Below are 22,415 nucleotides of genomic sequence, written 5' to 3'. Positions count from 1 at the left end.
CTCTCCAAAATCTCCCCCCTCTTAAATCGAATACAGCGGCGAGGCGGGTAAAAAAACTTCCGTCAACAACAGGGGTTTACCAGACAAGCGCAGTAACGAACGGCGCGCCCAAAGCTCCTCTTGCCGCCCTACCTGAATATAATCCCGGGTTAAATTGTTGCCACCAAATAAATAGCGCCCAAGGGGTAATGTGCCTAAATCCACCAGCGCCCGATCAGGGCCAGAGAGTGTTTCTTCGGGGATAATAGTACGCCCCAGTAGCCACGGCTCATTATCACCACACAATACAATCTCGCGCAGCCAATAGCGCTTACTTATCGGCAGATGTTCAGCATCTTCGCCTAATGCATGACGTGTAATAAAGCATTCTCGTTGTGGCTCGACATGAACCCGCTGGCAATGTTGCTCAAAACGTCGGGTCATCGAGCCTAATTCCATCAACCAATCCGCGATAGCAGCCGGTAGATTTGGCTGTTCAATAGCACACCATTGGATAGGCTTTATAATTGATGCATCGCCGGTAGACATGCAGTTAGCTCCCTGCTGGGGATAAAAAACCCATCCCGCTAAGTCGTCAATAGGGAGCCATTGTAGCGCAGAATGCGTGTCCCGCGACATTAGGTTGCTTTTTATTACCTAACAAAATGAACGGCCTAATGACGCGTATATTCTTCAATATGATCGAGGATAAGCTCAAACTTACCCTTGAATCCCAAATGTTGCTTGGCATCTATTGGTGAATAATATCCTTCCTCTGCGTCACCGAAATCGATAGGATAAAATGTGTTACTTTCCTCATCATATAAAAAATTATTAAAGCCAAAATCATTATGAATACAGTTGTAGCGCCCTAAATCCTCGACCATACTTAAAAAACGCTCTCTCGCATTAGCTGGGTAAATCTCGGTCTTAATCTGCGCCAGCGTTTTGCCTGGCACGCGATACATTCTTATATAATGTTGGTTACCTTTATTAATTAATTCAGCAGCACCTTCACCGTAGTATCGATTAAAGAACTCAACCTCTTTCTTGAACACATTATCTATAAGATATGGATCTTCCGTACCTATTTTCTTAAGAACAAAATCGGGGTTATTGGCATCAAGATAGACTTCAGCTGTCAATCCGCTACCAATTTTTTTACCTAATTTAATTTTAGGATTAAATTTAGAACCAGAATCTTTTGATAACAATGGCCCGCCCCCCGGTAACCTACCTTGTGGCGAAAATTCAGGGCCTTGCTTCATGACCACCCCCAAGTCCTTGCCGGTCGCTAAATCAACTTCCCAATAATAAGCACCGCTGATCCCTTGTCTGACCCACGCCTCACGTATTCCATCTGCCATTTGTGGATCTTTAAGCTCAATACGTTGTATTTCAATTGGCTTTCCGTGTGGGCTTTGTATCATTTGGCGATCAAGTTCAGTTGCCGTGGGTGATAGCTCAGGAAAACCTGATGCGGCTGTGCCCCGCGGAAGGGGTTCAATCAACTTCACCCCCCGCTCCATTCCCCTGAGCTGCCCGGCCTCCATCAGCATGGCCACCATACCCGCCGCCATATTTTCCTTTTCGTTACGAGAACGCGGTCCTTCAACTCTGGCGATAGTACACATAGGGTTCGGCAGTGGGAGTTTACACACCCAGTGTTCTTCTAACGATGTCCAGGCATTGCGCCAAAAACGCGCATTCTCAGACTCTGGCCGATAGTCACTGGCAAGGGCATTGATTTTATTTTGTAGCGCCCCGCCAACAGGCCGCTGGCCTTCAGTAATTAATATCTCTATTGCCTGGGCCCGGATTGCAGGATGAGAGCTGATCTGTGTATTGTATTCATCTTTTTTAGCTTTCATCGTTTTAGCCACGTCAATCAGTCTGCCGTTATTACCTGTCAGCGACATATTTTCAACAGTACGATCACTCGCATCTCGACGCCGTTTGAATTCATCAAAAGGTGAATCGAATTTTTTCTCTGAAAAACCAAACTGAGGATCCTGACGGTAAATATATTGCCGAGGTAAATAAATGTCCCTTACCTTATTTTCTGCCAGAATTTCTCTGATCGCATGATCGTCATTAAACGCAGCAGGAGGATGACGATAAGCTAAACGCATATCGAGATAATTTAACTGTTGTTCTATTTTTTCTGGTTCGGTTTTATAAAGTCGGTCATACGCCAAAATGTATAAGGGCTGATCGGGCCCACAAAGTTTAGCCAGAGCTTTAAGCTCCACCTCAAACCGCTCATGTTCCAAATCTATAGCTGTGCCAGCAACAATGTTGTCCGCCAATTGTTTTATGCGTTCAAAGGTAGTCTGAGCGTTTTCAGACAAATTGGACATATTGATATATCCAGCCATATGTTTTATAGCACTTGCTACTTGCTCTAAAGTGAGAGGTTCAACTTCATTCGATTGACTGAAATGAGATAAGAAAATAGCCGTCGGGCTATAACTCGCCCCACCAGCTTGATGCAACTGATCTTCTTCTTGAAGCAACAGCTGATACAGTTGCTCGGTATTCTTGCCTTCCAGTTCCGCAACAGCTTTGCCTTGCAATTGGTAATGTAATTTGAGGGTAGTTGTAAGAGAAAACGCCAGGCTGCCTACCGCATGTTCAAAATCGAGAAATTGCGTGAAATCCTGCTGGCTACAGGCATCAAATCCAATTTGGTCGCACCCGTTTAAAATCATCTCCGCCAATTCTGATGATTGCCTTTTTAGGTGGCTCCCTTGGGCATTTTTTGGTGCAAAGCCATTGGCGAGATAAGATTCTGATGATAGCAATATCGCCGGTGGGGCATTCATCCCTTCGTGAATAACTCTTAATGCCCTGAATGCCCGAGCAACCGGTCGTTCCGGCGAACCCAATTGCTCCTGCCCCCAATCGTTCAAATCCGCACGGGGAATCTCCGCTATTTCACCATAACGATTGCCATAATGGGAATAGTTATAAAGTAGCGCCGCCTGAAGTTGGATCTCTTTATTTTCAGGTCGATAAATTGCGGCTAATAACTCAGCCAACGTAAGCTTATCTGTTTGTCCTAGCCGCCAGGCAAGACTAAGAGCAGCGAGTGGCGTAAGTTTTTCATCTTGGGAAAGCGCCAATCCTTTCTGACGTAATCTAAAAAGAGTTTCTCGTTCCAAACTGATAACTCGAGCCTTTTCATACCCTTGAACTGGCGTTAATCCTGCTCTTAAATGTGATAAATCATCTAAAGTATTCGCATACTCCACACCTTCAACATCATGAAGTTGCAGATAAAGATCGACAATTTTCCCTACACGGGCATCACTGATTTCTGGAAACTGTCTAGCCCACGTTTTTTGATCCAATTCTCTGGAGCGCTCAATTAGCTGCATCGCGTGGCTGAACGCCGGGTCCACAGTAGAACTGACGTTGGGTAACTCTTTTACCAATTTTTCTAATAGAAGATTATCTCGTGCCGTCACTTTTAAAGGTAATACTTTCGCCTCCATAAGGTAGGTGAGTTCCGCCATGATAGAACTTAGAGTTAATAGCGAAAGGTTATCTTCTGCCATCTGTGGAAAACACGGTTGCACCGCAAATGGAGTCGACCAAGGCTGTGCGGCAGCCCCTAAATAAAGTTTATTTTCCTTTAACATCAAATAGTTCCTTTAATTTAATCAGCTGAACAATAAACTATCGTTTAAAGTGATCTCATGTCATTTATGATATCGACAAAAAACCTATCGCATGTCTTATAAAGGCTCATTTACTCTTTGTATTTCTACAAAAAATAAATAAGTGGATTTGATATTTAAAGCAAAATTAACTAAAACACGGTGTAGTGAGCGGCAGTAGCCGTTATTAAATCTAATAAGAAAAAAGGTGCGCCGAGGCGCACCAATCATCCAGCCATATTCGGCAGTGCCGGGATTTACCCCTTGCCTTTTACACTACCAATAAAGGTTTTTCGGGCTGAAGTTGAGCCCAAATGTTCCGCTTCGTTCAACAATTTCAGCGCCTTATCAACATCACCGGCTTTCACCGCGTCTTTAATCGCCTGGTTGAAATAGTTTTCAGTCTCACTCAGCATTGGCTCTGCCGGTTTTGCAGCTACTGGTGCCGCGACTGTCGCAGGCTGAATAGCGCTGCCCACCACGACAGGTGCTGATGCCGGTGTTGACTGTATTAAGCCAATCATCACATTACCCATACCTTGTTCGGCAGTGGCTTTAATTCTCAAGTTGCCGGTTGGGATATGCTTGGCGATAGGATCCGGAATATCGGGCACCGCATTTCCTACGCCCATAGCATAAGCCTTCGCCGGATCCAGTAGCTTGGTGGTTTTAGCTAGATCATCACGGGTGGTATAGACCAGCAGATAGATCTGTTTTTGTCCCAGCGCCGGAGTCAGCTTCATCACTCCTTGCAAGCGATCGCTGGTCATGATGCCCGCTTTTTCATAAGTGAAATAGCTGGACGGATAATAAGCCGCCGGGCGCATTTGTTCGTCTAACACTAAAACACTCGGAGCAAATAATTGGTTGTCTGTCACCAAACTGCTGAGCGTGATCTCCATTGATCCACGATCGGCTGGTAAAGTAACAGCGGCTACAGCACCGTCCACATTCCCTTGCGAGATTTGTGGGCTGGAGGCAGTCAATTTGATATCTTGCGTCGCCGGTGGCACTAATGGTTGCCACGGCAATTGTTGTAATGTCGCGGTACTGATCGTCGGCGCGATAGAAACATTCGCAGGGGAAATCGTTGATTCGGCTTGTGCTGCAAGAGGTGCAGTGCCCCCCAGAGCCAATGCCAGACAGAGTGTCAGCAGATTCTTTTTCATTGTTATACCCTCGTACATTAAGCGTCAGCGCTAACTGTGCACAGGCAAGGTCGGCAAAGTTAACCAATCTACCCGTCATACTTCAAGCCGCATGTGTGTTGGCTTCGCTCAATCACCCGTATTGCTTACTTATGTAAGGTCATCAGGATTATGAGCCTCAGCTCACCCTACGGGCCAGCGCAAGCGCTGTTCAAAATGGTTTACAACCAATTTGTCTCTCGCTTGCCGCCTTCCTGCAACTCGAACTATTTTGGGTATGTTTCTTGTTGTCAGCAGAATGCGAGCCATCGCCCGCACACCAGTAACACAGTTATTTCAGCAAACAGAACAGCCGCCCCAAAGGACGGCTGTATTACTTTTGTTACCACCAAGCTTCGAATTGCGCGCCGAAGGTCACTTCATTGCTCTTACCACGGCTATCGGTACCAATGGTCCCGTTTTGCGCTAACCCATTGTCTGGGCTTTTATCAACATTGTTGTAGCCCCACTTCTCATCCCAATTAGCATAAGTTGCGAAGACACGGATTGCCGGACGAGACCAAATGCTGTCACCTGCCTGCCATTGTTGTGCCAGGGTCAGTTTGTATTGACCGTTACGGTCACCAGTACGTTGTGACTTAACATTGTCGTAGCCCGCTTCCAGCAAGGTACTCATGATTGGCGTCCATTTGTACATTGGGCGCACACCCACGCTGTACCATGTGGTGCCGTTGTTGTTGTCCCAGTCAGTATCCTGATACAACGCGACATACATCATGTCCCACTTCTCTGCCAGATTGATGGCACCGTGGTCGATAACACGCAGCATGTGGCCGTTGTTGTTTATAGACGTCCCTTGTGAATGGCCGCTGTTCCATGAAGTCATAGAGTCAGTCGCATACTGGACCACAAATTTGTTAAAGCCACCCATCATGCTTTGGGTATGTTCAGCGGTCAGTAACACGCCATCTTTAGAAGCATTAGGTGCTAATGAATAATCGTCCTGGGTGTTGGCGCGGCCATAGTCCACACCGAATTCCAATGAGCCGCCTGGGTTGGTTTCTAAACCGGCTAAACGGATGTCATACACATCGTTGATGGTTTTATCGGCATCTTTGCGCTGATTATTGATCCAGGCGCTTGAACCACCCGCTTCTGAGTTACGAGTTGCTGCCACAGACAATTTACCGAAGCCCAGATCAATGGCTTCTAAACCTGCACCTGGGCCGGAAATATCCCAGTAGTAGAAGTCAATCATATGGACGTCATGACGTTGATAGAAACGTTTACCGGCCCACATGGTGGAACCCGGCAAGGATTCAATCAGATTCTTACCCTGCACGTTGGCTTCGCGGAAAGCCGGATCGGTGGATTCCCAATCATCACGTTGTGAAACGGAATAGGCGACGTTGGTATCTAAATAGAAGCTTTTATCGCCTTCTTTCCACAATTCCTGGCCTAATTTAAGTTCCGCATAAGTTTCACACTCGTTACCCAGACGGTATTTACTTTGAGCACCGGTTGTTTTGAAACATTGTTGTTCACCGCCACTTCCCGTCCAGCCGATACCGGAGCGCGCATACCCGTGGAAATCAACAGCCAGAGCTTGAGTGGAAAGGACACCAGCGGCAACAGCCAGTGCTATCGGTAACTTGCGCAGAGTAGTCATCAGTAATCTCCTGTTATATTTGCCTGTCGGCATGCGTGCTTAACATTTTCCGAAACCGACCGTCGTGGTAACTAGACGCCCAGTTCTTGGTACAATCGCTTACACGCAGTGCCATCTTCACGGAAAAGATGGCAACGGTATGGCGGCAGACCGATGGCGAATGTTGCACCTTCTTCTACCAGCACCACGTCGTTCTGGCGGTAGACCAGGTTTTGACGTATTGCAGGGATTTGGATGTGAATTTGAGTCTCATTACCCAGTTGCTCTACCACCTGAATCTCACCTTCCAGCGTGACTTCAGAGGCACTGCTTGGCAGCAGATGTTCCGGACGGATACCCAAAGACATATTTGCACCGACATGAACTCGCTCACCTTCCACCGGCAGCCACACTAACTGGCCATTAGGATTTGGCAGTTCGATCTGCACCTGATGAGGTTCAACGGCGGTCACTTTAACCGGTAAAAAATTCATTTTTGGCGAGCCGATAAAGCCCGCGACAAAGCGGTTGGCTGGATAGTGGTACAGTTCCAGTGGCTTACCGACTTGCGCCACATTGCCGGCATCCAGCACCACAATTTTGTCGGCCAATGTCATGGCTTCGACCTGATCGTGGGTGACGTAAATCATGGTGCGTTGTAGACGCTTATGGAGGCGTGATATCTCAATACGCATCTGCACTCGCAGTGCCGCATCCAGGTTGGAAAGCGGTTCATCAAGCAGGAAGACATCCGGCTCGGCGACCAAGGTACGGCCGATGGCCACACGCTGGCGTTGGCCACCGGATAGCGCTTTAGGTCGGCGTTCCAGCAGGTGAGCCAGTTGCAGCACTTCCGCTACCTGATTCACTCGTTGGTTAATTTCTGCTTTCTTCGCACCGGCCAACTTCAGGCCGAAAGACATGTTTTCTGCCACAGATAGATGGGGATAAAGCGCATATGACTGAAACACCATGCCAATACCGCGCTCTGACGGTGGCACTTCATTCATCCGTTTACCGCCAATCAACAACTCACCCGAGGTAATATCCTCAAGACCGGCAATCATCCGCAGCAGCGTTGACTTTCCACACCCGGATGGCCCAACAAAGACAACAAACTCACCGTCATTGATTTCCAAATTGATGTCTTTGGAAATCACAGCCTCACCAAAGGCCTTATAAACGCCGCTCAGCGTTACATTAGCCATCTGTTACTCCTTTGCTTACGCAAACAACTTTTCATGTGAACCTGACTGAAGAAAAATGGCGGAAGCAAATTCCGGCATGACCCATCGATTACTCCCAGTCCCCTGATGACTCTCTTGCTGCGCGCCGTACCGCCATGCCTGAGCAAGGTTGCCCCGGACGACGTCGCGGCCTGAGTATAGGGCCGCACGTTGGTTAACGCTGCAACGTCCTGATCGACCTGGGTAGTAATTAACCGAACAACCACATTTGGTTGGTGACGCTGTTTCAATGACGGCGATAATGCGGCAGTCGCACTATTTGGTAATCATCCGTAACAAAGTTTTTCATGGGGGAGGAGATGGGAGGATGAGGGAACGACCACTGCGAGTAGAAGTTCCATCACAAATACAAATACGTGACCTGACACGCAAATTTCGACCTACATTATTGTGTCTGACACCACAGAATAGGCTGCAGTGTTAAGTCGGTCACAATAACTCGTTGGGGGGCGTAGAGAGGGGGAGGATGATGCTGTATCCAGTTGTGACTCAATATGTCAGCGTAATGTATTAGTCCCTGTAATAAATGTTTTGGTCAGTGCAATAAGATAGATGTAATGACTCACAAGAAAGTCGGTACCCACAAAATTGGATAAAAGGATTGGATTATGACTCGCAGCTTCACAAAATCCGGCATTGGTAAGACCGCACGTGTTTTGGCTCTTTCAGCGTTAACCACACTGGTGCTCTCTTCCTCTGCTTTTGCCAAGATTGAAGAAGGTAAACTGGTTATCTGGATTAATGGCGATAAAGGCTATAACGGGTTGGCGGAAGTCGGTAAGAAATTTGAAAAAGATACCGGTATCAAAGTCACTATCGAGCACCCAGATAAACTGGAAGAAAAATTCCCACAAGTGGCTGCGACCGGTGATGGCCCAGACATTATCTTCTGGGCACATGACCGCTTTGGTGGCTACGCGCAATCTGGTTTGCTGGCCGAATTGCACCCATCTAAAGCCTTCCAGGACAAACTGTTCCCGTTCACATGGGACGCCGTGCGCTTTAATGGCAAACTGATTGGTTACCCAGTGGCGGTCGAAGCACTGTCCCTGATTTACAACAAAGACCTGATCAAAGAAGCACCGAAGACTTGGGAAGAAATTCCTGCACTGGATACTACCCTGCGTGCTAATGGCAAGAGCGCCATCATGTGGAACCTGCAAGAACCCTACTTCACCTGGCCACTTATCGCCGCTGACGGTGGTTATGCCTTCAAATCTGAAAACGGCGTCTATGATGTCAAAAACGTTGGCGTGAATAATGCCGGAGCTAAAGCAGGCCTGCAATTTATTGTCGATCTGGTGAAGAACAAACACATCAATGCTGATACTGATTACTCCATCGCAGAGGCGGCCTTTAACAAAGGCGAAACAGCGATGACTATCAATGGCCCGTGGGCATGGTCTAACATTGATAAAAGTAAAATCAACTACGGCGTGACGTTACTGCCAACCTTCCACGGCCAACCTTCCAAGCCGTTCGTGGGTGTTCTAACTGCCGGTATTAACGCCGCCAGTCCGAACAAAGAACTGGCGACTGAATTCCTGGAAAACTATCTGATAACTGACCAAGGCCTGGCTGAAGTCAATAAAGATAAGCCTCTGGGCGCTGTTGCACTGAAATCATTCCAGGAGCAATTGGCAAAAGACCCGCGTATTGCGGCAACTATGGCTAACGCCACCAAAGGCGAAATCATGCCAAATATTCCGCAAATGGCCGCCTTCTGGTATGCAACCCGCAGTGCAGTGTTGAACGCCATCAGTGGGCGTCAAACCGTGGAAGCTGCATTGAACGACGCAGCAGCCCGTATAGTTAAGTAACTGTTTCACCTGCAAAAGGGGCGCGGTTCGCTGTGCCCGACACCGTTTTCAGTCGTAGAAGTCGCTGATAGAATGAGCTTAAGGGAACATTATGCAGTTATCCCACACCGAATACCAAAACCGTAAAAAGAAAACCGCCTGGTGGCAAAGTGATGCGCTTAAGTGGCTTATTATCAGCATATTAAGCTTATTCACCTGCTATTTAATCGTGTTGATGTATTCTCAAGGCGAATATCTTTTTGCCATCGTGACGCTGATTCTGGTGACTCTAGGGCTGTACGTTTTCGCCAATCGCCGTGCTTATGCCTGGCGTTATGTTTATCCCGGCGTAGCAGGGATGGGCCTATTTGTTCTGTTCCCCTTGATTTGTACTATTGCCATTGCCTTTACCAATTACAGCAGTACCAACCAATTAACCTTTGAACGCGCCCAATCAGTATTACTGGATAGACAATTCCAGACCGGTAAAACCTATACTTTTGGTCTTTACCCCAGCGATAACCAATGGCGTTTACAACTGACGAACCCGGATGATAGTAACGTACTGATTTCAGAGCCTTTCAGCTTTGATGCGGTCAATGGACAGTTACTACACCTTGCCCCTGCCAGCGCTGAACAGACTGGCGAGCGTGCTTCACTGCGGATTATTACCCAAAATCGTCAGGCACTCAGTGGCGTGGTGGCAGTCTTGCCCAATGGGGGCGAGCTACGCATGAGTTCACTGCGTCAATTCGCCGAAACCAGCCCGCTTTACACATTAGCTGCTGACGGTAAAGAACTCAAAAATCAGCAGACAGGTGTGATATATCGACCAAACCTTGATACTGGCTTTTATCAGGCAATCAATGCTGACGGTCAGTGGGAAAATGAAAAACTCAGCCCCGGTTTTACTATCACCATCGGCTGGAAAAACTTCCTGCGGGTACTGCAAGATGAAGGTATCCAAAAGCCCTTTATCTCGATCTTTATCTGGACCATCCTCTTCTCAGTCTTGAGTGTCATCCTGACCGTTGCCGTCGGTATGGTGCTGGCTTGCGTGGTGCAATGGGATGCCCTGAAAGGGAAAGCTATCTATCGCGTGCTGCTGATATTGCCCTACGCGGTTCCGTCATTTATCTCAATTTTGATCTTCAAAGGGTTATTTAACCAAAGCTTCGGGGAAATTAACCTGATGCTTAATCAGCTATTTGGTATCAAACCCGAATGGTTCAGTGACCCCATTACTGCTAAAAGTATGATTTTGATTGTGAATACCTGGCTGGGTTATCCCTACATGATGATCCTCTGTATGGGGCTGTTAAAAGCCATCCCTGATGACTTATATGAAGCATCGGCTATGGACGGTGCAGGGCCTTTCCAGAATTTTTTCCGTATCACCTTCCCGCTACTGATTAAGCCGCTGACCCCGCTAATGATTGCCAGTTTTGCCTTTAACTTTAATAACTTCGTTCTGATTCAGTTATTAACGCGAGGCGGCCCGGATATGATTGGTACCAGCACCCCAGCGGGATATACCGATTTGCTAGTTAACTATACCTATCGTGTTGCCTTTGAAGGTGGGGGTGGGCAAGACTTCGGGCTGGCAGCGGCAATTGCAACACTGATTTTCATTCTGGTAGGCGCACTTGCGATACTGAATTTGAAAGCCAGCAAAATGAATTTTGACTAAGGAGGAGATGCAGATGGCTATGGTTCAACCTAAATCCCAGCGTTTGCGTCTATTTGGCACTCATTTCTTAATGCTGTGCTTTATCGCGCTGATTATGTTCCCGCTACTGATGGTGATTACCATTTCACTGCGGCCCGGTAACTTTGCCACTGGCAGCCTGATCCCGGATCAAATCTCCTGGGAACACTGGAAACTGGCTCTGGGCATGAGTGTAACCCATGCTGATGGTAGCGTGACTCCGCCACCATTCCCGGTGATGTTATGGTTGTGGAACTCAGTCAAAATTGCGGTGATTACCGCCATTGGCATTGTCACCCTCTCCACCACTTGTGCTTACGCCTTTGCCCGCATGCGTTTTCGCGGCAAAGATACCTTGCTTAAAAGTATGCTGATTTTCCAGATGTTCCCCGCAGTGTTGTCACTGGTGGCGTTATATGCCCTGTTCGACCGCCTGGGGCAATATATGCCGTTTATTGGGTTGAATACTCACGGCGGCGTGATTTTTGCTTATATGGGGGGGATTGCCCTGCATGTTTGGACCATCAAAGGCTATTTCGAAACCATTGATAACTCATTGGAAGAAGCCGCCGCTCTGGACGGCGCTACACCATGGCAAGCTTTTAGGTTGGTGCTGTTGCCACTGTCGGTGCCGATTTTAGCTGTCGTCTTTATTCTGTCGTTTATTGCCGCGATTACCGAAGTTCCGGTCGCGTCTCTGCTGTTGCGCGATGTGGACAGCTACACTCTGGCAGTGGGTATGCAGCAATACTTAAACCCGCAAAACTATCTGTGGGGCGATTTTGCCGCTGCCGCCGTGTTATCGGCCATCCCTATCACCGCCGTCTTCTTACTGGCGCAACGCTGGCTGGTCGGTGGCCTCACGGCAGGTGGAGTGAAAGGTTAAATTGATGCTAAAGGGGTGACTGTTCCTACGGGCGCTCCGGTGGCTTACACCACTACGACCCGAACGGAACATTTCCCCTTCTATCCGTATTATCAGTTATTTAAATTTATGCCGCTGCTTCACTTGCTGTATTTTCCCTCTGGTACTGTGTCTTTGGCGGCCTTGATGGCCGCCATTTTTATTCGCGCTTCAGCCGCTCGGTATTGGCTAAATACAAAGTCACCACCAGCAGCAATATCGAACCCGAATAAATCAGCGTATCAATTGGATTTTCATGATCGACAATGATCAGCCGGATAATTGCGGTGATCCCAATATAAATAAAATAGCGTAGTGGGAAGTGATAACCGGACTCAAAGTACTTAACAATCAATGCGATAAACTCGAAATACAGAAAGTAGATCACAATCCCTTCAATCAGCATGTAAGAAGACGCATCCTGATTATTGACGAATAAAACCTTGCCGAGATGGAAGGTTTCTTTTATCAGAAAGACCACCAAAATAGCGGCCAATGCAATCAACCCCACATTCAGTAAACGCTGTAGATTTTTGGCTATCCACTGTGAGCGCGAATTTTTGGCCATAAATACTCCTATTGAAAGTAGGTGAAATGATCCGGACCCAAAAAAAGCCCCTTACATTAGTAAGGGGCTAATAAGCGCGGATCAAAGAGCTTAGCCCGTTAGCTTAACGCCAGCTCTTGAAACGGTTAATCAACGCATTGGTAGAACTGTCATGGCTGGTGACATCTTTGTCATCTGCCAGTTCTGGTAAAATACGGTTAGCCAGTTGTTTACCCAGCTCCACACCCCATTGGTCGAAGGTGTAGATATTCAGGATAATCCCTTGTGTGAAGATCTTGTGCTCATACAGCGCAATCAATGCACCCAGGCTGAAGGGTGTGATTTCGCGCAGCAAGATAGAGTTGGTTGGGCGGTTGCCTTCGAAAACTTTGAATGGCGCAACATGAGCCACTTGCTCAGGTGTTTTACCTGCAGCAGCAAATTCTGCTTCAACTTCTGCCAATGATTTGCCGAAAGCCAGGGCTTCGGTCTGTGCGAAGAAGTTAGACAGCAGTTTCGCGTGGTGGTCACTCAGTGGGTTATGACTGATAGCCGGTGCGATAAAGTCACAAGGAACCAATTTGGTGCCCTGATGGATCAACTGATAAAACGCATGCTGGCCGTTAGTACCAGGCTCACCCCAAATAATTGGGCCAGTCTGGTAATCAACTGGTTTACCATCACGGCCAACATATTTACCGTTGGATTCCATATTGCCCTGCTGGAAGTAAGCCGGGAAACGGTGCATATATTGGTCATATGGCAGGATAGCTTCGGTTTCTGCGCCAAAGAAATTGTTGTACCAGATGCCAATCAACGCCAGCAGAATCGGCAGGTTTTTCTCAGCCGGAGTTTCTGCAAAGTGTTTATCCATAGCATGTGCGCCACTGAGCAACTGTTCGAAGTTTGCGAAACCAACTGACAGCGCGATAGACAAGCCAATAGCAGACCACAGGGAATAACGGCCACCGACCCAATCCCAGAACTCAAACATATTGTCGGTATCAATACCAAAATCGCCTACGGCTTTAGCATTGGTCGACAATGCCGCAAAGTGTTTAGCAACATGTTTCTCATCACTCGCGGTAGACAAGAACCAGTCACGTGCACTGTGAGCGTTAGTCATGGTTTCTTGAGTCGTAAAGGTTTTTGATGCGACCAGGAACAGTGTGGTTTCTGGATTTAGGGGTTTCAACGTTTCAGCAATATGAGTGCCATCCACGTTAGAAACGAAATGCATATTCAGATGATTTTTATACGGACGCAGCGCTTCGGTCACCATGTAAGGGCCGAGATCTGAACCACCGATACCGATATTTACCACATCAGTAATCGCTTTGCCGGTATAGCCTTTCCATTCGCCGCCAATCACACGGTCACAGAACTGTTTCATTTTCGCCAGTACCGCGTTTACTTCTGGCATCACATCTTTGCCATCGACCACAATCGGCGTATTGCTGCGGTTACGCAGAGCAATATGCAGCACAGCACGATCTTCGGTGCGGTTGATTTTCTCACCAGAGAACATGGCCTTAATTGCACCAGCCAGATCAGTTTCTTTAGCCAGAGCTTGCAGTTTTTCCATGGTTTCGCTGGTAATGCGGTTTTTGGAGAAATCCACCAGCATTTGATCGTCAAAAGTCGCTGAAAATTGGCTAAAACGCTGGTCGTCCTTGGCAAACAGACTACTGATAGTGACATCTTTCATCTGTTCAAAGTGTTGCTGTAACGCTTTCCAGGCAGCGGTTTGACTAGGATTAATATTTTTCATAGCGGCGCTCTTCTAGGCTTAAGGATTAATGAAACGAATACTTTGATTGTATCCTGTTACCCTGTGATTGAGATCTCTTTTCTTGCGATAGGTATTATCTCTCGAAACAACTATTGATCTGATCCATGTTTCTCAATACCTCGGTTCATCTTAAGATTTTTAATCATAATCTGAAGACCTTCAATCAGATACTCTAAATAATTCGAGTTGCAGGAAGGCAGCAACTGAGTAAATCCCCAGGAGCTTACATGAGGGAAGTGACTGGGGTGCGCGAAGGCAGCCAACGCACATGCAGCTTGAAGTATGACGAGTATAGTGGCCGCTCACATTCAGGCCAGTATCCAATCAATTTAGTGATATGAGAGAGCATATTATTAAATATGAAAATACCTCATAGCCATTTCATTGACAGAAAGTGGATAACCCGTTATTTCCTTGTACAGAGAAAAATACCGCCGACCACCCGAGATGGCATCTGACACGAGGTTTTTTAGATGATTTCCGCTTCACAACGACAGGCTTCACAACAACAGTCTTCACAACAACAAGCTCGCAGTGCCCCATCCCAGACGGTAGTCGCCAAATTTGGTGGTACTAGTGTGGCTGATTTTGATGCCATGAGTCGCAGCGCGGACGTCGTTTTATCGAACCCGGATGTTCGTTTGGTAATTTTGTCGGCTTCAGCCGGGATAACCAATCTGTTGGTCGCGCTGGCCGATGGTTGCGAACAGGAAACTCGCGCCCTTCATTTAGATGAAATCCGCCGCATTCAATACAGCATTCTCGCTAAACTTTCTGGCCCAGCCGTTATTCGTGAAGAAATTGACCGCATGCTGGAGAACATTGCCATGCTGTCAGAAGCGGCCAGTCTGGCTACCTCGGCAGCACTGACGGATGAACTGGTCAGCCACGGCGAATTAATGTCGACATTATTGTTTGTCGAACTGTTACGCCAACGCCAGGTGGCGGTGGAATGGTTTGATGTGCGCAAGATTATGCGCACTAATGATCGCTTTGGCCGAGCCGAGCCAGATACCCACGCATTATCCGAACTGGCCCAGACCCAATTAGCGCCACGTATCGAGCATGCCATTATCGTAACGCAAGGTTTTATTGGTAGCGAAAGTAAAGGTCGCACCACCACGCTAGGCCGAGGTGGCAGTGATTACACGGCTGCATTGTTGGGAGAAGCGCTGAATGTCAGCCGCATTGATATCTGGACGGATGTTCCAGGGATTTATAGCACTGACCCGCGGGTAGTTCCCGGTGCAAAACGTATTGATAAAATCGCTTTTGAAGAAGCTGCTGAAATGGCGACGTTTGGTGCCAAAGTGCTGCATCCGGCAACTTTATTACCGGCCGTGCGTAGCGATATCCCAGTATTTGTCGGATCGAGCAAAGATCCCGAAGCAGGCGGTACCTTGGTGTGCAATGAAACGTACAACCCTCCGCTATTCCGGGCCTTAGCATTACGCCGTAAACAAACTCTGCTAACCCTGCATAGCCTGAATATGCTGCACGCACGCGGTTTTCTGGCCGAAGTTTTTAACATTCTGGCGCGCCACAATATCTCGGTTGATTTGATAACCACCTCTGAAGTGAGTGTAGCACTGACACTGGATACCACGGGCTCGACATCGACTGGCGATAGCTTGTTGACCAGCTCATTGTTGACAGAGCTTTCCTCCCTGTGCCGGGTTGAAGTGGAAGAAAACCTGGCATTGGTGGCGATTATCGGGAACAACCTATCGCAAGCCTGCGGGGTGGGTAAAGAGGTGTTTGGCGTGCTTGACCCATTCAATATCCGTATGATTTGTTACGGAGCCAGCAGCCACAACCTGTGCTTCCTGGTACCGGGCACTGATGCCGAGAAAGTGGTGCAAACACTGCATCACAATCTCTTTGAATAACTGATTATTTGAATAACTAAATTGTTTAAATAACTGAATTGTTTAAATAACCAGCAATACAATAATGTAGTTTTATAACAAACCGGGCGCTTTCGTCCGGTTTTCTTATCTCTAACACTGACGATTAAGGATACTCGCTTCATGTTAGCCAAAATTACCCGGCTGTTCCCACTCTGGGCATTACTGCTCTCAGTTGCGGCCTATTTCCGCCCGACAACCTTTGTCGGCATTGGCCCCTATGTTGGCCCGCTATTGATGCTTATTATGTTTGCGATGGGGGTGACTTTGCGATTAGATGATTTCAAACGCGTGTTATCGCGCCCGGCCCCCGTCGCGGCGGCAACATTCCTGCATTATCTGATTATGCCACTCACCGCTTGGATTCTGGCAATCTTATTCCGTATGCCACCCGATCTGTCTGCCGGAATGGTATTAGTCGGCAGTGTTGCCAGCGGAACAGCATCCAATGTCATGATTTATCTAGCTAAAGGTGATGTTGCGCTCTCCGTGACTATCTCTGCTGTTTCGACATTGGTCGGCGTATTCGCTACCCCACTGCTGACTCGTTTATATGTGGATGCCACCATCAGTGTGGATATCGTCGGTATGCTCAAAAGTATTCTGCAAATCGTGGTTATTCCTATTACTGCGGGCCTGATTGTCCATCATACCTTCACTAAAACCGTCAAACGTATCGAGCCTTATCTGCCAGCAATATCAATGGTTTGTATTGTCGCCATTATTAGTGCGGTAGTCGCCGGTAGCCAGAGCCATATTGCTTCTGTCGGTTTCGTGGTGATTATTGCGGTTATTCTGCATAACGGTATTGGTTTGCTAAGCGGATACTGGGGTGGGAAACTGTTTGGTTTTGATGAGTCAACCTGTCGCACATTGGCAATTGAAGTCGGGATGCAAAATTCAGGATTAGCCGCCACTCTGGGTAAGATTTACTTCTCCCCCTTGGCCGCACTGCCAGGCGCGCTGTTCTCGGTTTGGCATAACTTATCTGGCTCACTGCTGGCAGGTTATTGGTCAGGTAAACCGGTAGATAAAGAGAAAAAATAGATAATTATCTAATACCCCAAGAAATGAGTATTGCAGGTGAGTGATAGGCTCCCCTGCAACATCTCATCTAAGCGTCAATCAATCAGCATCATAACCCAGGTTCGGGGCCAGCCAGCGCTCGACTTCACCTACCGGCATACCTTTACGGGCAGCGTAATCTTCAACTTGATCGCGCTGAATCTGCGCCACAGCAAAATATTTACTATCCGGATGACTGAAATACCAGCCCGATACCGATGCCCCAGGCCACATGGCATAGGACTCCGTCAGTTTCATCCCGGTATGAGTTTCCACATCCAGCAACTGCCAGATTTGGCCTTTCTCTGTGTGCTCTGGGCAAGCCGGATACCCCGGAGCCGGGCGGATCCCTTGATAATTTTCCCGCACTAACTCTTCGTTGCTCAGATTTTCATTCGGTGAGAAGCCCCAATACACCTTACGCACCCGCTCATGCAGATATTCCGCAAAAGCCTCTGCCAGCCTGTCAGACAGCGCCTTAATCATGATTTTATTGTAATCATCATGTTGAGCATCATAGGCATCGGCCAATGCATCCTCTTCCAACCCGCCAGTGACCGCAAAGGCACCATAATAATCAGCTTTACCGCTGGATTTAGGTGCGACGTAATCAGCCAGACAATAGTTCGGAAAATCGGTTTTTTCGGTTTGCTGGCGTAAGTGATGACTAACCACCAGCACTTCATCACGTCTTTCATCATGATAAATTTCGATATCATCGCCGACACTGTTGGCCGGAAATAGCCCGACGACACCTTTTGGATGCAGTAACCCCTCCGCTGATAGTTTATCCAGCATCTCATTAGCATCAGCAAACAGGCGTTTGGCCTCTTCACCGACCACTTCATCTTCCAGAATGCGCGGATACTTCCCCGCCAGCGACCAGGTCATAAAGAATGGCGTCCAGTCGATGTAGTTACGTAGAGTTTCTATGCTGGCTTCCACCGCCTGCACGCCTAACTTATGTGCCACCGGTGGAGTGTAGTTTTCCCAATCAATAACGGTTTGGTTATCTCGTGCCACTTGCAAACTGACCGGCGGAGTACGTGGTTTTTTTCGCGCATGTTGAATGCGGACAGTTTCGTATTCTTTGCGAGTTTTCGCTATAAAATCATCTCTTTGCGTATCAGATAACAATGCTGAAACTACGCCAACACTGCGCGATGCGTTAGAGACATAAGTGGTAGACCCACTGTAGTTCTGCTCAATTTTAACCGCGGTGTGTGCTTTGGAAGTGGTAGCCCCCCCAATCAGCAGCGGCAAGGTAAACCCCTGACGCTCCATCTCTTTAGCGACATTCACCATCTCATCAAGCGATGGCGTAATCAGGCCGGATAAACCGATAATATCGACCTTTTCTTCCCGCGCGGTACGCAGAATTTTTTCGGTCGGCACCATCACACCCAAGTCTATGATTTCATAGTTATTACACTGCAACACCACACCGACAATGTTTTTGCCGATGTCGTGTACATCACCTTTAACTGTCGCCAGCAAGATTTTACCGGCCGTAGTGCCTTTCTGTTTACTGGCTTCAATATAAGGTTCGAGATAGGCAACCGCTTGTTTCATCACTCGGGCGGATTTTACCACCTGCGGCAGGAACATTTTCCCCTCGCCAAATAAGTCACCCACCACATTCATCCCTGCCATCAGTGGCCCTTCGATAACCTCGATTGGCCGATCGGCCTGTTGGCGGGCTTCCTCAGTATCCAGCTCTATGAACTCGGTAATCCCTTTAACCAGTGAGTATTCCAGACGTTTTTTCACCGGCCAGCCGCGCCATTCCGCTTGCTGAATCGCCACCTCATCACTCTTACTGCCACGGTATTTTTCTGCCAGATCCAGCAGGCGCTCAGTGCTGTCATCACGACGATTAAGAATGACATCCTCAACTGCATTACGCAGTTCATCTGACAGATCGTCATAGATTGCCAACTGTCCGGCATTCACGATCCCCATATCCATTCCATTACGAATGGCGTAATAAAGGAATACCGCATGAATAGCTTCCCGCACCGGATCATTACCACGGAAGGAGAACGAAACGTTGGAGACTCCGCCTGAAATCATGGCATGCGGCAGTTCGGCTTTGATATCGGCACAAGCTTCAATAAAGTCGACGGCGTAGTTGTTATGTTCTTCAATCCCGGTAGCGACGGCGAAAATATTCGGGTCAAAAATAATATCTTCCGGCGGGAAGCCAACGGTTTCAGTCAGAATTTTATAGGCGCGGCGGCAAATCTCTATCTTACGCGCGCGAGTATCAGCCTGCCCCTGCTCATCAAACGCCATCACCACCATCGCTGCACCATAGCGCCGCACCAGCTTGGCATGATGAATAAAGGCATCGACACCCTCTTTCATCGAAATGGAGTTAACGATGCCTTTACCCTGAATACATTTCAGACCTTTTTCGATAACATCCCATTTGGAGGAGTCGATCATAATCGGCACCCGGGCAATATCGGGTTCACCGGCAATCAGATTCAGGAAGCGCACCATAGCAGCTTCAGCATCCAACATGCCCTCATCCATATTGATATCGATGATTTGCGCGCCACTTTCAACCTGCTGACGAGCCACATCGAGCGCTTCGCCATATTTCTCTTCTTTTATCAGCCGCTTAAAGCGAGCCGAACCCGTGACGTTTGTCCGTTCACCGACGTTAACAAACAGCGTATTAGCATCGATTGTCAGGGGTTCCAGCCCTGCTAAACGGCAAGCGACCGGAATATCCGGCAACGGACGTGGTGCAACGCCAGCGACAGCTTTAACCATCGCGGCGATATGTCGTGGCGTGGTACCGCAGCACCCGCCGACAATATTTAAAAACCCTGCCCGCGCCCACTCACCAATCTGTTCGGCCATCTCTTTGGCTTCCAGATCATATTCACCAAAGGCATTCGGCAAACCGGCATTCGGGTGCGCACTGACATAATATTCAGAAATTCGTGATAGCTCAGCGACATATTGACGTAACTCATCCGGTCCCAAAGCACAGTTTAGGCCAAAAGAGAGCGGCTTCACGTGGCGCAGAGAGTTATAAAAAGCTTCAGTGGTTTGGCCGGAGAGAGTACGACCAGAAGCATCGGTAATGGTGCCGGAAATCATCACCGGCAACAGCATACCCATAGCTTCAAATTCAGTTTCGACAGCAAAGGTGGCTGCTTTGGCATTCAGGGTATCGAAAACCGTTTCAATCATAATTAAATCAACACCCCCCTCAATCAGGGCACGGGTCGATTCACGGTAAGCCTCAACCAACTGATCAAAACTGACATTACGAAATGCCGGATCATTCACTTTCGGTGAAATAGATGCGGTGCGGTTGGTCGGTCCAAGCACCCCGGCAACATAGCGTGGTTTGTCAGGTGTGCGGGCAGTCCATTCATCAGCACAGAGACGGGCCAGTCGGGCAGCTTCATAATTCATTTCAGCTGACAGCGACTCCATCTGGTAATCCGCCATAGCAATGGAGGTGGAGTTGAAGGTATTGGTTTCGAGAATGTCAGCGCCGGCTTCAAGATAGGCATTGTGAATCGCAGTAATGACTTCAGGCTTGGAGAGCACCAATAAATCATTATTCCCTTTCAGATCACTGGGCCAATCAGCAAAGCGCGCACCACGGTAATCCGCCTCTTCCAGTCGATAGCTCTGGATCATGGTTCCCATGCCACCATCCAACACCAAGATCCGTTGTGCTAATTGTTGGTGTAATTCCTTAACCTTATTATTTGTTACTGTGTCCACCACTGTCGCCTCTTTACCCTGTTGCCTTGCCATTATCCGATGCATCTTTAATTGTTTATTCGTATCAGACATGCTGAAAAATTCATCTGTCATCCTAGCACAAGTTGTCAATGTAATGAGTCCAGTCACAGTTGAGACTTTTTCAGGTAGGAAACCAAACTCATCGGATGAGCAATTCCTGAAGTTTTCATGCATAATTAAAAACGAAAATGAGTTCCATAATAATAGACAAGAGGCTTATTTATGGCGTTACCGATTGCGATCAAACGGGGGAAGAAACCCAAGGCAGCTGCGCAAATGGCGACAGCTCCAACTGGCCAGGTTCAATCATTGACCCGGGGCCTTAAATTACTGGAATATATTTCCGAAGCACAGGGTAGTGTCGCACTGACAGACTTAGCACAACAGGCGGGTTTACCTAATTCCACCACTCACCGCCTGTTAACCACCATGCAACAGCAAGGTTTCGTTCGCCAAGTGGGGGATTTAGGCCTTTGGACGATGGGCGCACACGCCTTTATTGTCGGCAGCAGCTTTTTGCAAAGCCGCAATTTACTGGCTATGGTTCACCCCATGCTGCGACGTTTAATGGATGAATCTGGTGAAACCGTCAATCTGGCAGTGCTGGATCACAGTGACTATCAGGCCATTATTATCGATCAAGTACAATGTACCGCTCTGATGCGGATGTCCGCTCCGATTGGAGGCAAGCTACCCATGCATGCCTCGGGTGCCGGTAAAGCATTTCTCTCCACCCTGCCAGACGAGCAACTGGTCCAGCTTTTACATAAAAAGGGGCTGCATGCCTACACGCAGCATACCCGCACCAGCCCTGCTAGTTTGAAAGAGAATCTGGCGCTGATTCGCAAGCAGGGTTATTCATTTGATGATGAAGAACATGCCCTCGGTCTACGCTGTATCGCCGCCTGTCTGTTCGATGAACATCACGAAGCCTTTGCCGCAATTTCTATTTCCGGCCCGATATCGCGCATTACCGACGATCGTGTCACAGAGCTAGGCGCATTGGTTATTCATGCTGCGAAAGAAATCACTCAATCATACGGCGGCGGGAATCGTAATTAATTAAATAATCGAATGCATAAAAACTTTGTCGTTCGGTGAGAACAAGCAGATCGTAAAGACGCCGTAGATTAAGCACAGTGATCTAAGGGTTTACCGCACCTAGGGGCACTCCGGCGGCTCACGCCGCTACGACCCCAACGGCACGATTCCCCTTCATTTGATATCGTTATTCA

14 protein-coding genes and 1 pseudogene are annotated in these 22,415 nt (G+C 48.0%); 6 read left to right on the top strand and 9 right to left on the bottom strand.

From position 1 onward, the window contains the following. Positions 1 to 21: 21 nt before the first annotated feature. The 6 genes and pseudogenes from ubiC to ACF3VQ_RS01545 all read right to left on the bottom strand — a co-directional run bounded on the left by ubiC (position 22) and on the right by ACF3VQ_RS01545 (position 7,890). Positions 22 to 528 carry a chorismate lyase gene (gene ubiC / locus ACF3VQ_RS01570; RefSeq protein ID WP_392433111.1) on the bottom strand — a complete coding sequence of 169 codons (507 nt, stop codon included), beginning with the start codon at positions 526 to 528 and terminating at the stop codon, positions 22 to 24. Between the two features lie 125 nt (positions 529 to 653). After that, a complete protein-coding gene (locus ACF3VQ_RS01565; RefSeq protein ID WP_392433110.1) occupies positions 654 to 3,623 on the bottom strand; it encodes a hypothetical protein in 2,970 nt (989 codons plus the stop codon). A gap of 275 nt (positions 3,624 to 3,898) precedes the next feature. Further along, positions 3,899 to 4,810 carry a maltose operon protein MalM gene (malM, locus tag ACF3VQ_RS01560; RefSeq protein ID WP_392433109.1) on the bottom strand — a complete coding sequence of 304 codons (912 nt, stop codon included), beginning with the start codon at positions 4,808 to 4,810 and terminating at the stop codon, positions 3,899 to 3,901. 361 nt (positions 4,811 to 5,171) lie between these two features. Next, positions 5,172 to 6,458, bottom strand: a complete 1,287-nt coding sequence (locus ACF3VQ_RS01555) for a maltoporin (RefSeq protein ID WP_392433108.1) — start codon at positions 6,456 to 6,458, stop codon at positions 5,172 to 5,174. A 71-nt stretch (positions 6,459 to 6,529) separates the two neighbouring features. Continuing rightward, complete coding sequence (gene malK, locus ACF3VQ_RS01550) at positions 6,530 to 7,645, bottom strand: maltose/maltodextrin ABC transporter ATP-binding protein MalK (RefSeq protein ID WP_050078159.1); 1,116 nt, start codon at positions 7,643 to 7,645, stop codon at positions 6,530 to 6,532. A gap of 15 nt (positions 7,646 to 7,660) precedes the next feature. Further along, positions 7,661 to 7,890 (bottom strand): annotated as a pseudogene (locus ACF3VQ_RS01545) (hypothetical protein). Between the two features lie 402 nt (positions 7,891 to 8,292). On the opposite strand from ACF3VQ_RS01545, the gene malE reads away from it, so the two are divergent. The 3 genes from malE to malG all read left to right on the top strand — a co-directional run bounded on the left by malE (position 8,293) and on the right by malG (position 12,077). Then, the gene (gene malE, locus ACF3VQ_RS01540) at positions 8,293 to 9,504 is read left to right on the top strand and encodes a maltose/maltodextrin ABC transporter substrate-binding protein MalE (protein WP_005165720.1); all 1,212 of its coding nucleotides are present in this window, start codon (positions 8,293 to 8,295) and stop codon (positions 9,502 to 9,504) included. A 91-nt stretch (positions 9,505 to 9,595) separates the two neighbouring features. Beyond that, on the top strand, positions 9,596 to 11,173 hold the full coding sequence (gene malF / locus ACF3VQ_RS01535) for a maltose ABC transporter permease MalF (RefSeq protein WP_392433107.1): 1,578 nt from the start codon (positions 9,596 to 9,598) through the stop codon (positions 11,171 to 11,173). Positions 11,174 to 11,186: 13 nt separating this feature from the next. Next, positions 11,187 to 12,077, top strand: coding sequence for a maltose ABC transporter permease MalG (gene malG / locus ACF3VQ_RS01530; RefSeq protein ID WP_005165723.1), 891 nt, complete (start codon positions 11,187 to 11,189; stop codon positions 12,075 to 12,077). Positions 12,078 to 12,255: 178 nt separating this feature from the next. Here malG and psiE read toward each other — a convergent pair whose 3' ends face one another. Next, on the bottom strand, positions 12,256 to 12,663 hold the full coding sequence (gene psiE, locus ACF3VQ_RS01525; RefSeq protein WP_004705335.1) for a phosphate-starvation-inducible protein PsiE: 408 nt from the start codon (positions 12,661 to 12,663) through the stop codon (positions 12,256 to 12,258). Between the two features lie 103 nt (positions 12,664 to 12,766). Further along, the gene (gene pgi / locus ACF3VQ_RS01520; RefSeq protein ID WP_392433106.1) at positions 12,767 to 14,413 is read right to left on the bottom strand and encodes a glucose-6-phosphate isomerase; all 1,647 of its coding nucleotides are present in this window, start codon (positions 14,411 to 14,413) and stop codon (positions 12,767 to 12,769) included. 494 nt (positions 14,414 to 14,907) lie between these two features. Here pgi and lysC point away from each other — a divergent pair, with 494 nt between their 5' ends. Together lysC and panS are read left to right on the top strand one after the other, a co-directional pair. After that, positions 14,908 to 16,323 (top strand): lysine-sensitive aspartokinase 3, encoded by a 1,416-nt coding sequence (lysC, locus tag ACF3VQ_RS01515; RefSeq protein WP_392433105.1) that lies wholly within the window; start codon positions 14,908 to 14,910, stop codon positions 16,321 to 16,323. A gap of 141 nt (positions 16,324 to 16,464) precedes the next feature. Then, the gene (panS, locus tag ACF3VQ_RS01510; RefSeq protein WP_392433104.1) at positions 16,465 to 17,388 is read left to right on the top strand and encodes a ketopantoate/pantoate/pantothenate transporter PanS; all 924 of its coding nucleotides are present in this window, start codon (positions 16,465 to 16,467) and stop codon (positions 17,386 to 17,388) included. Positions 17,389 to 17,466: 78 nt separating this feature from the next. On the opposite strand, the gene metH is transcribed toward panS, so the two are convergent. Further along, positions 17,467 to 21,162, bottom strand: a complete 3,696-nt coding sequence (gene metH / locus ACF3VQ_RS01505) for a methionine synthase (RefSeq protein WP_392435404.1) — start codon at positions 21,160 to 21,162, stop codon at positions 17,467 to 17,469. Between the two features lie 240 nt (positions 21,163 to 21,402). Here metH and iclR point away from each other — a divergent pair, with 240 nt between their 5' ends. Further along, positions 21,403 to 22,242 (top strand): glyoxylate bypass operon transcriptional repressor IclR, encoded by an 840-nt coding sequence (gene iclR, locus ACF3VQ_RS01500; RefSeq protein ID WP_392433103.1) that lies wholly within the window; start codon positions 21,403 to 21,405, stop codon positions 22,240 to 22,242. Positions 22,243 to 22,415: the final 173 nt, after the last annotated feature.

The organism is Yersinia fenwicki, from assembly GCF_043099325.1.
Lineage (GTDB): Bacteria > Pseudomonadota > Gammaproteobacteria > Enterobacterales > Enterobacteriaceae > Yersinia.
The sequence above is the reverse complement of the archived record's forward strand: the minus strand, read 5'-3'. Positions and strand labels throughout refer to the sequence as shown.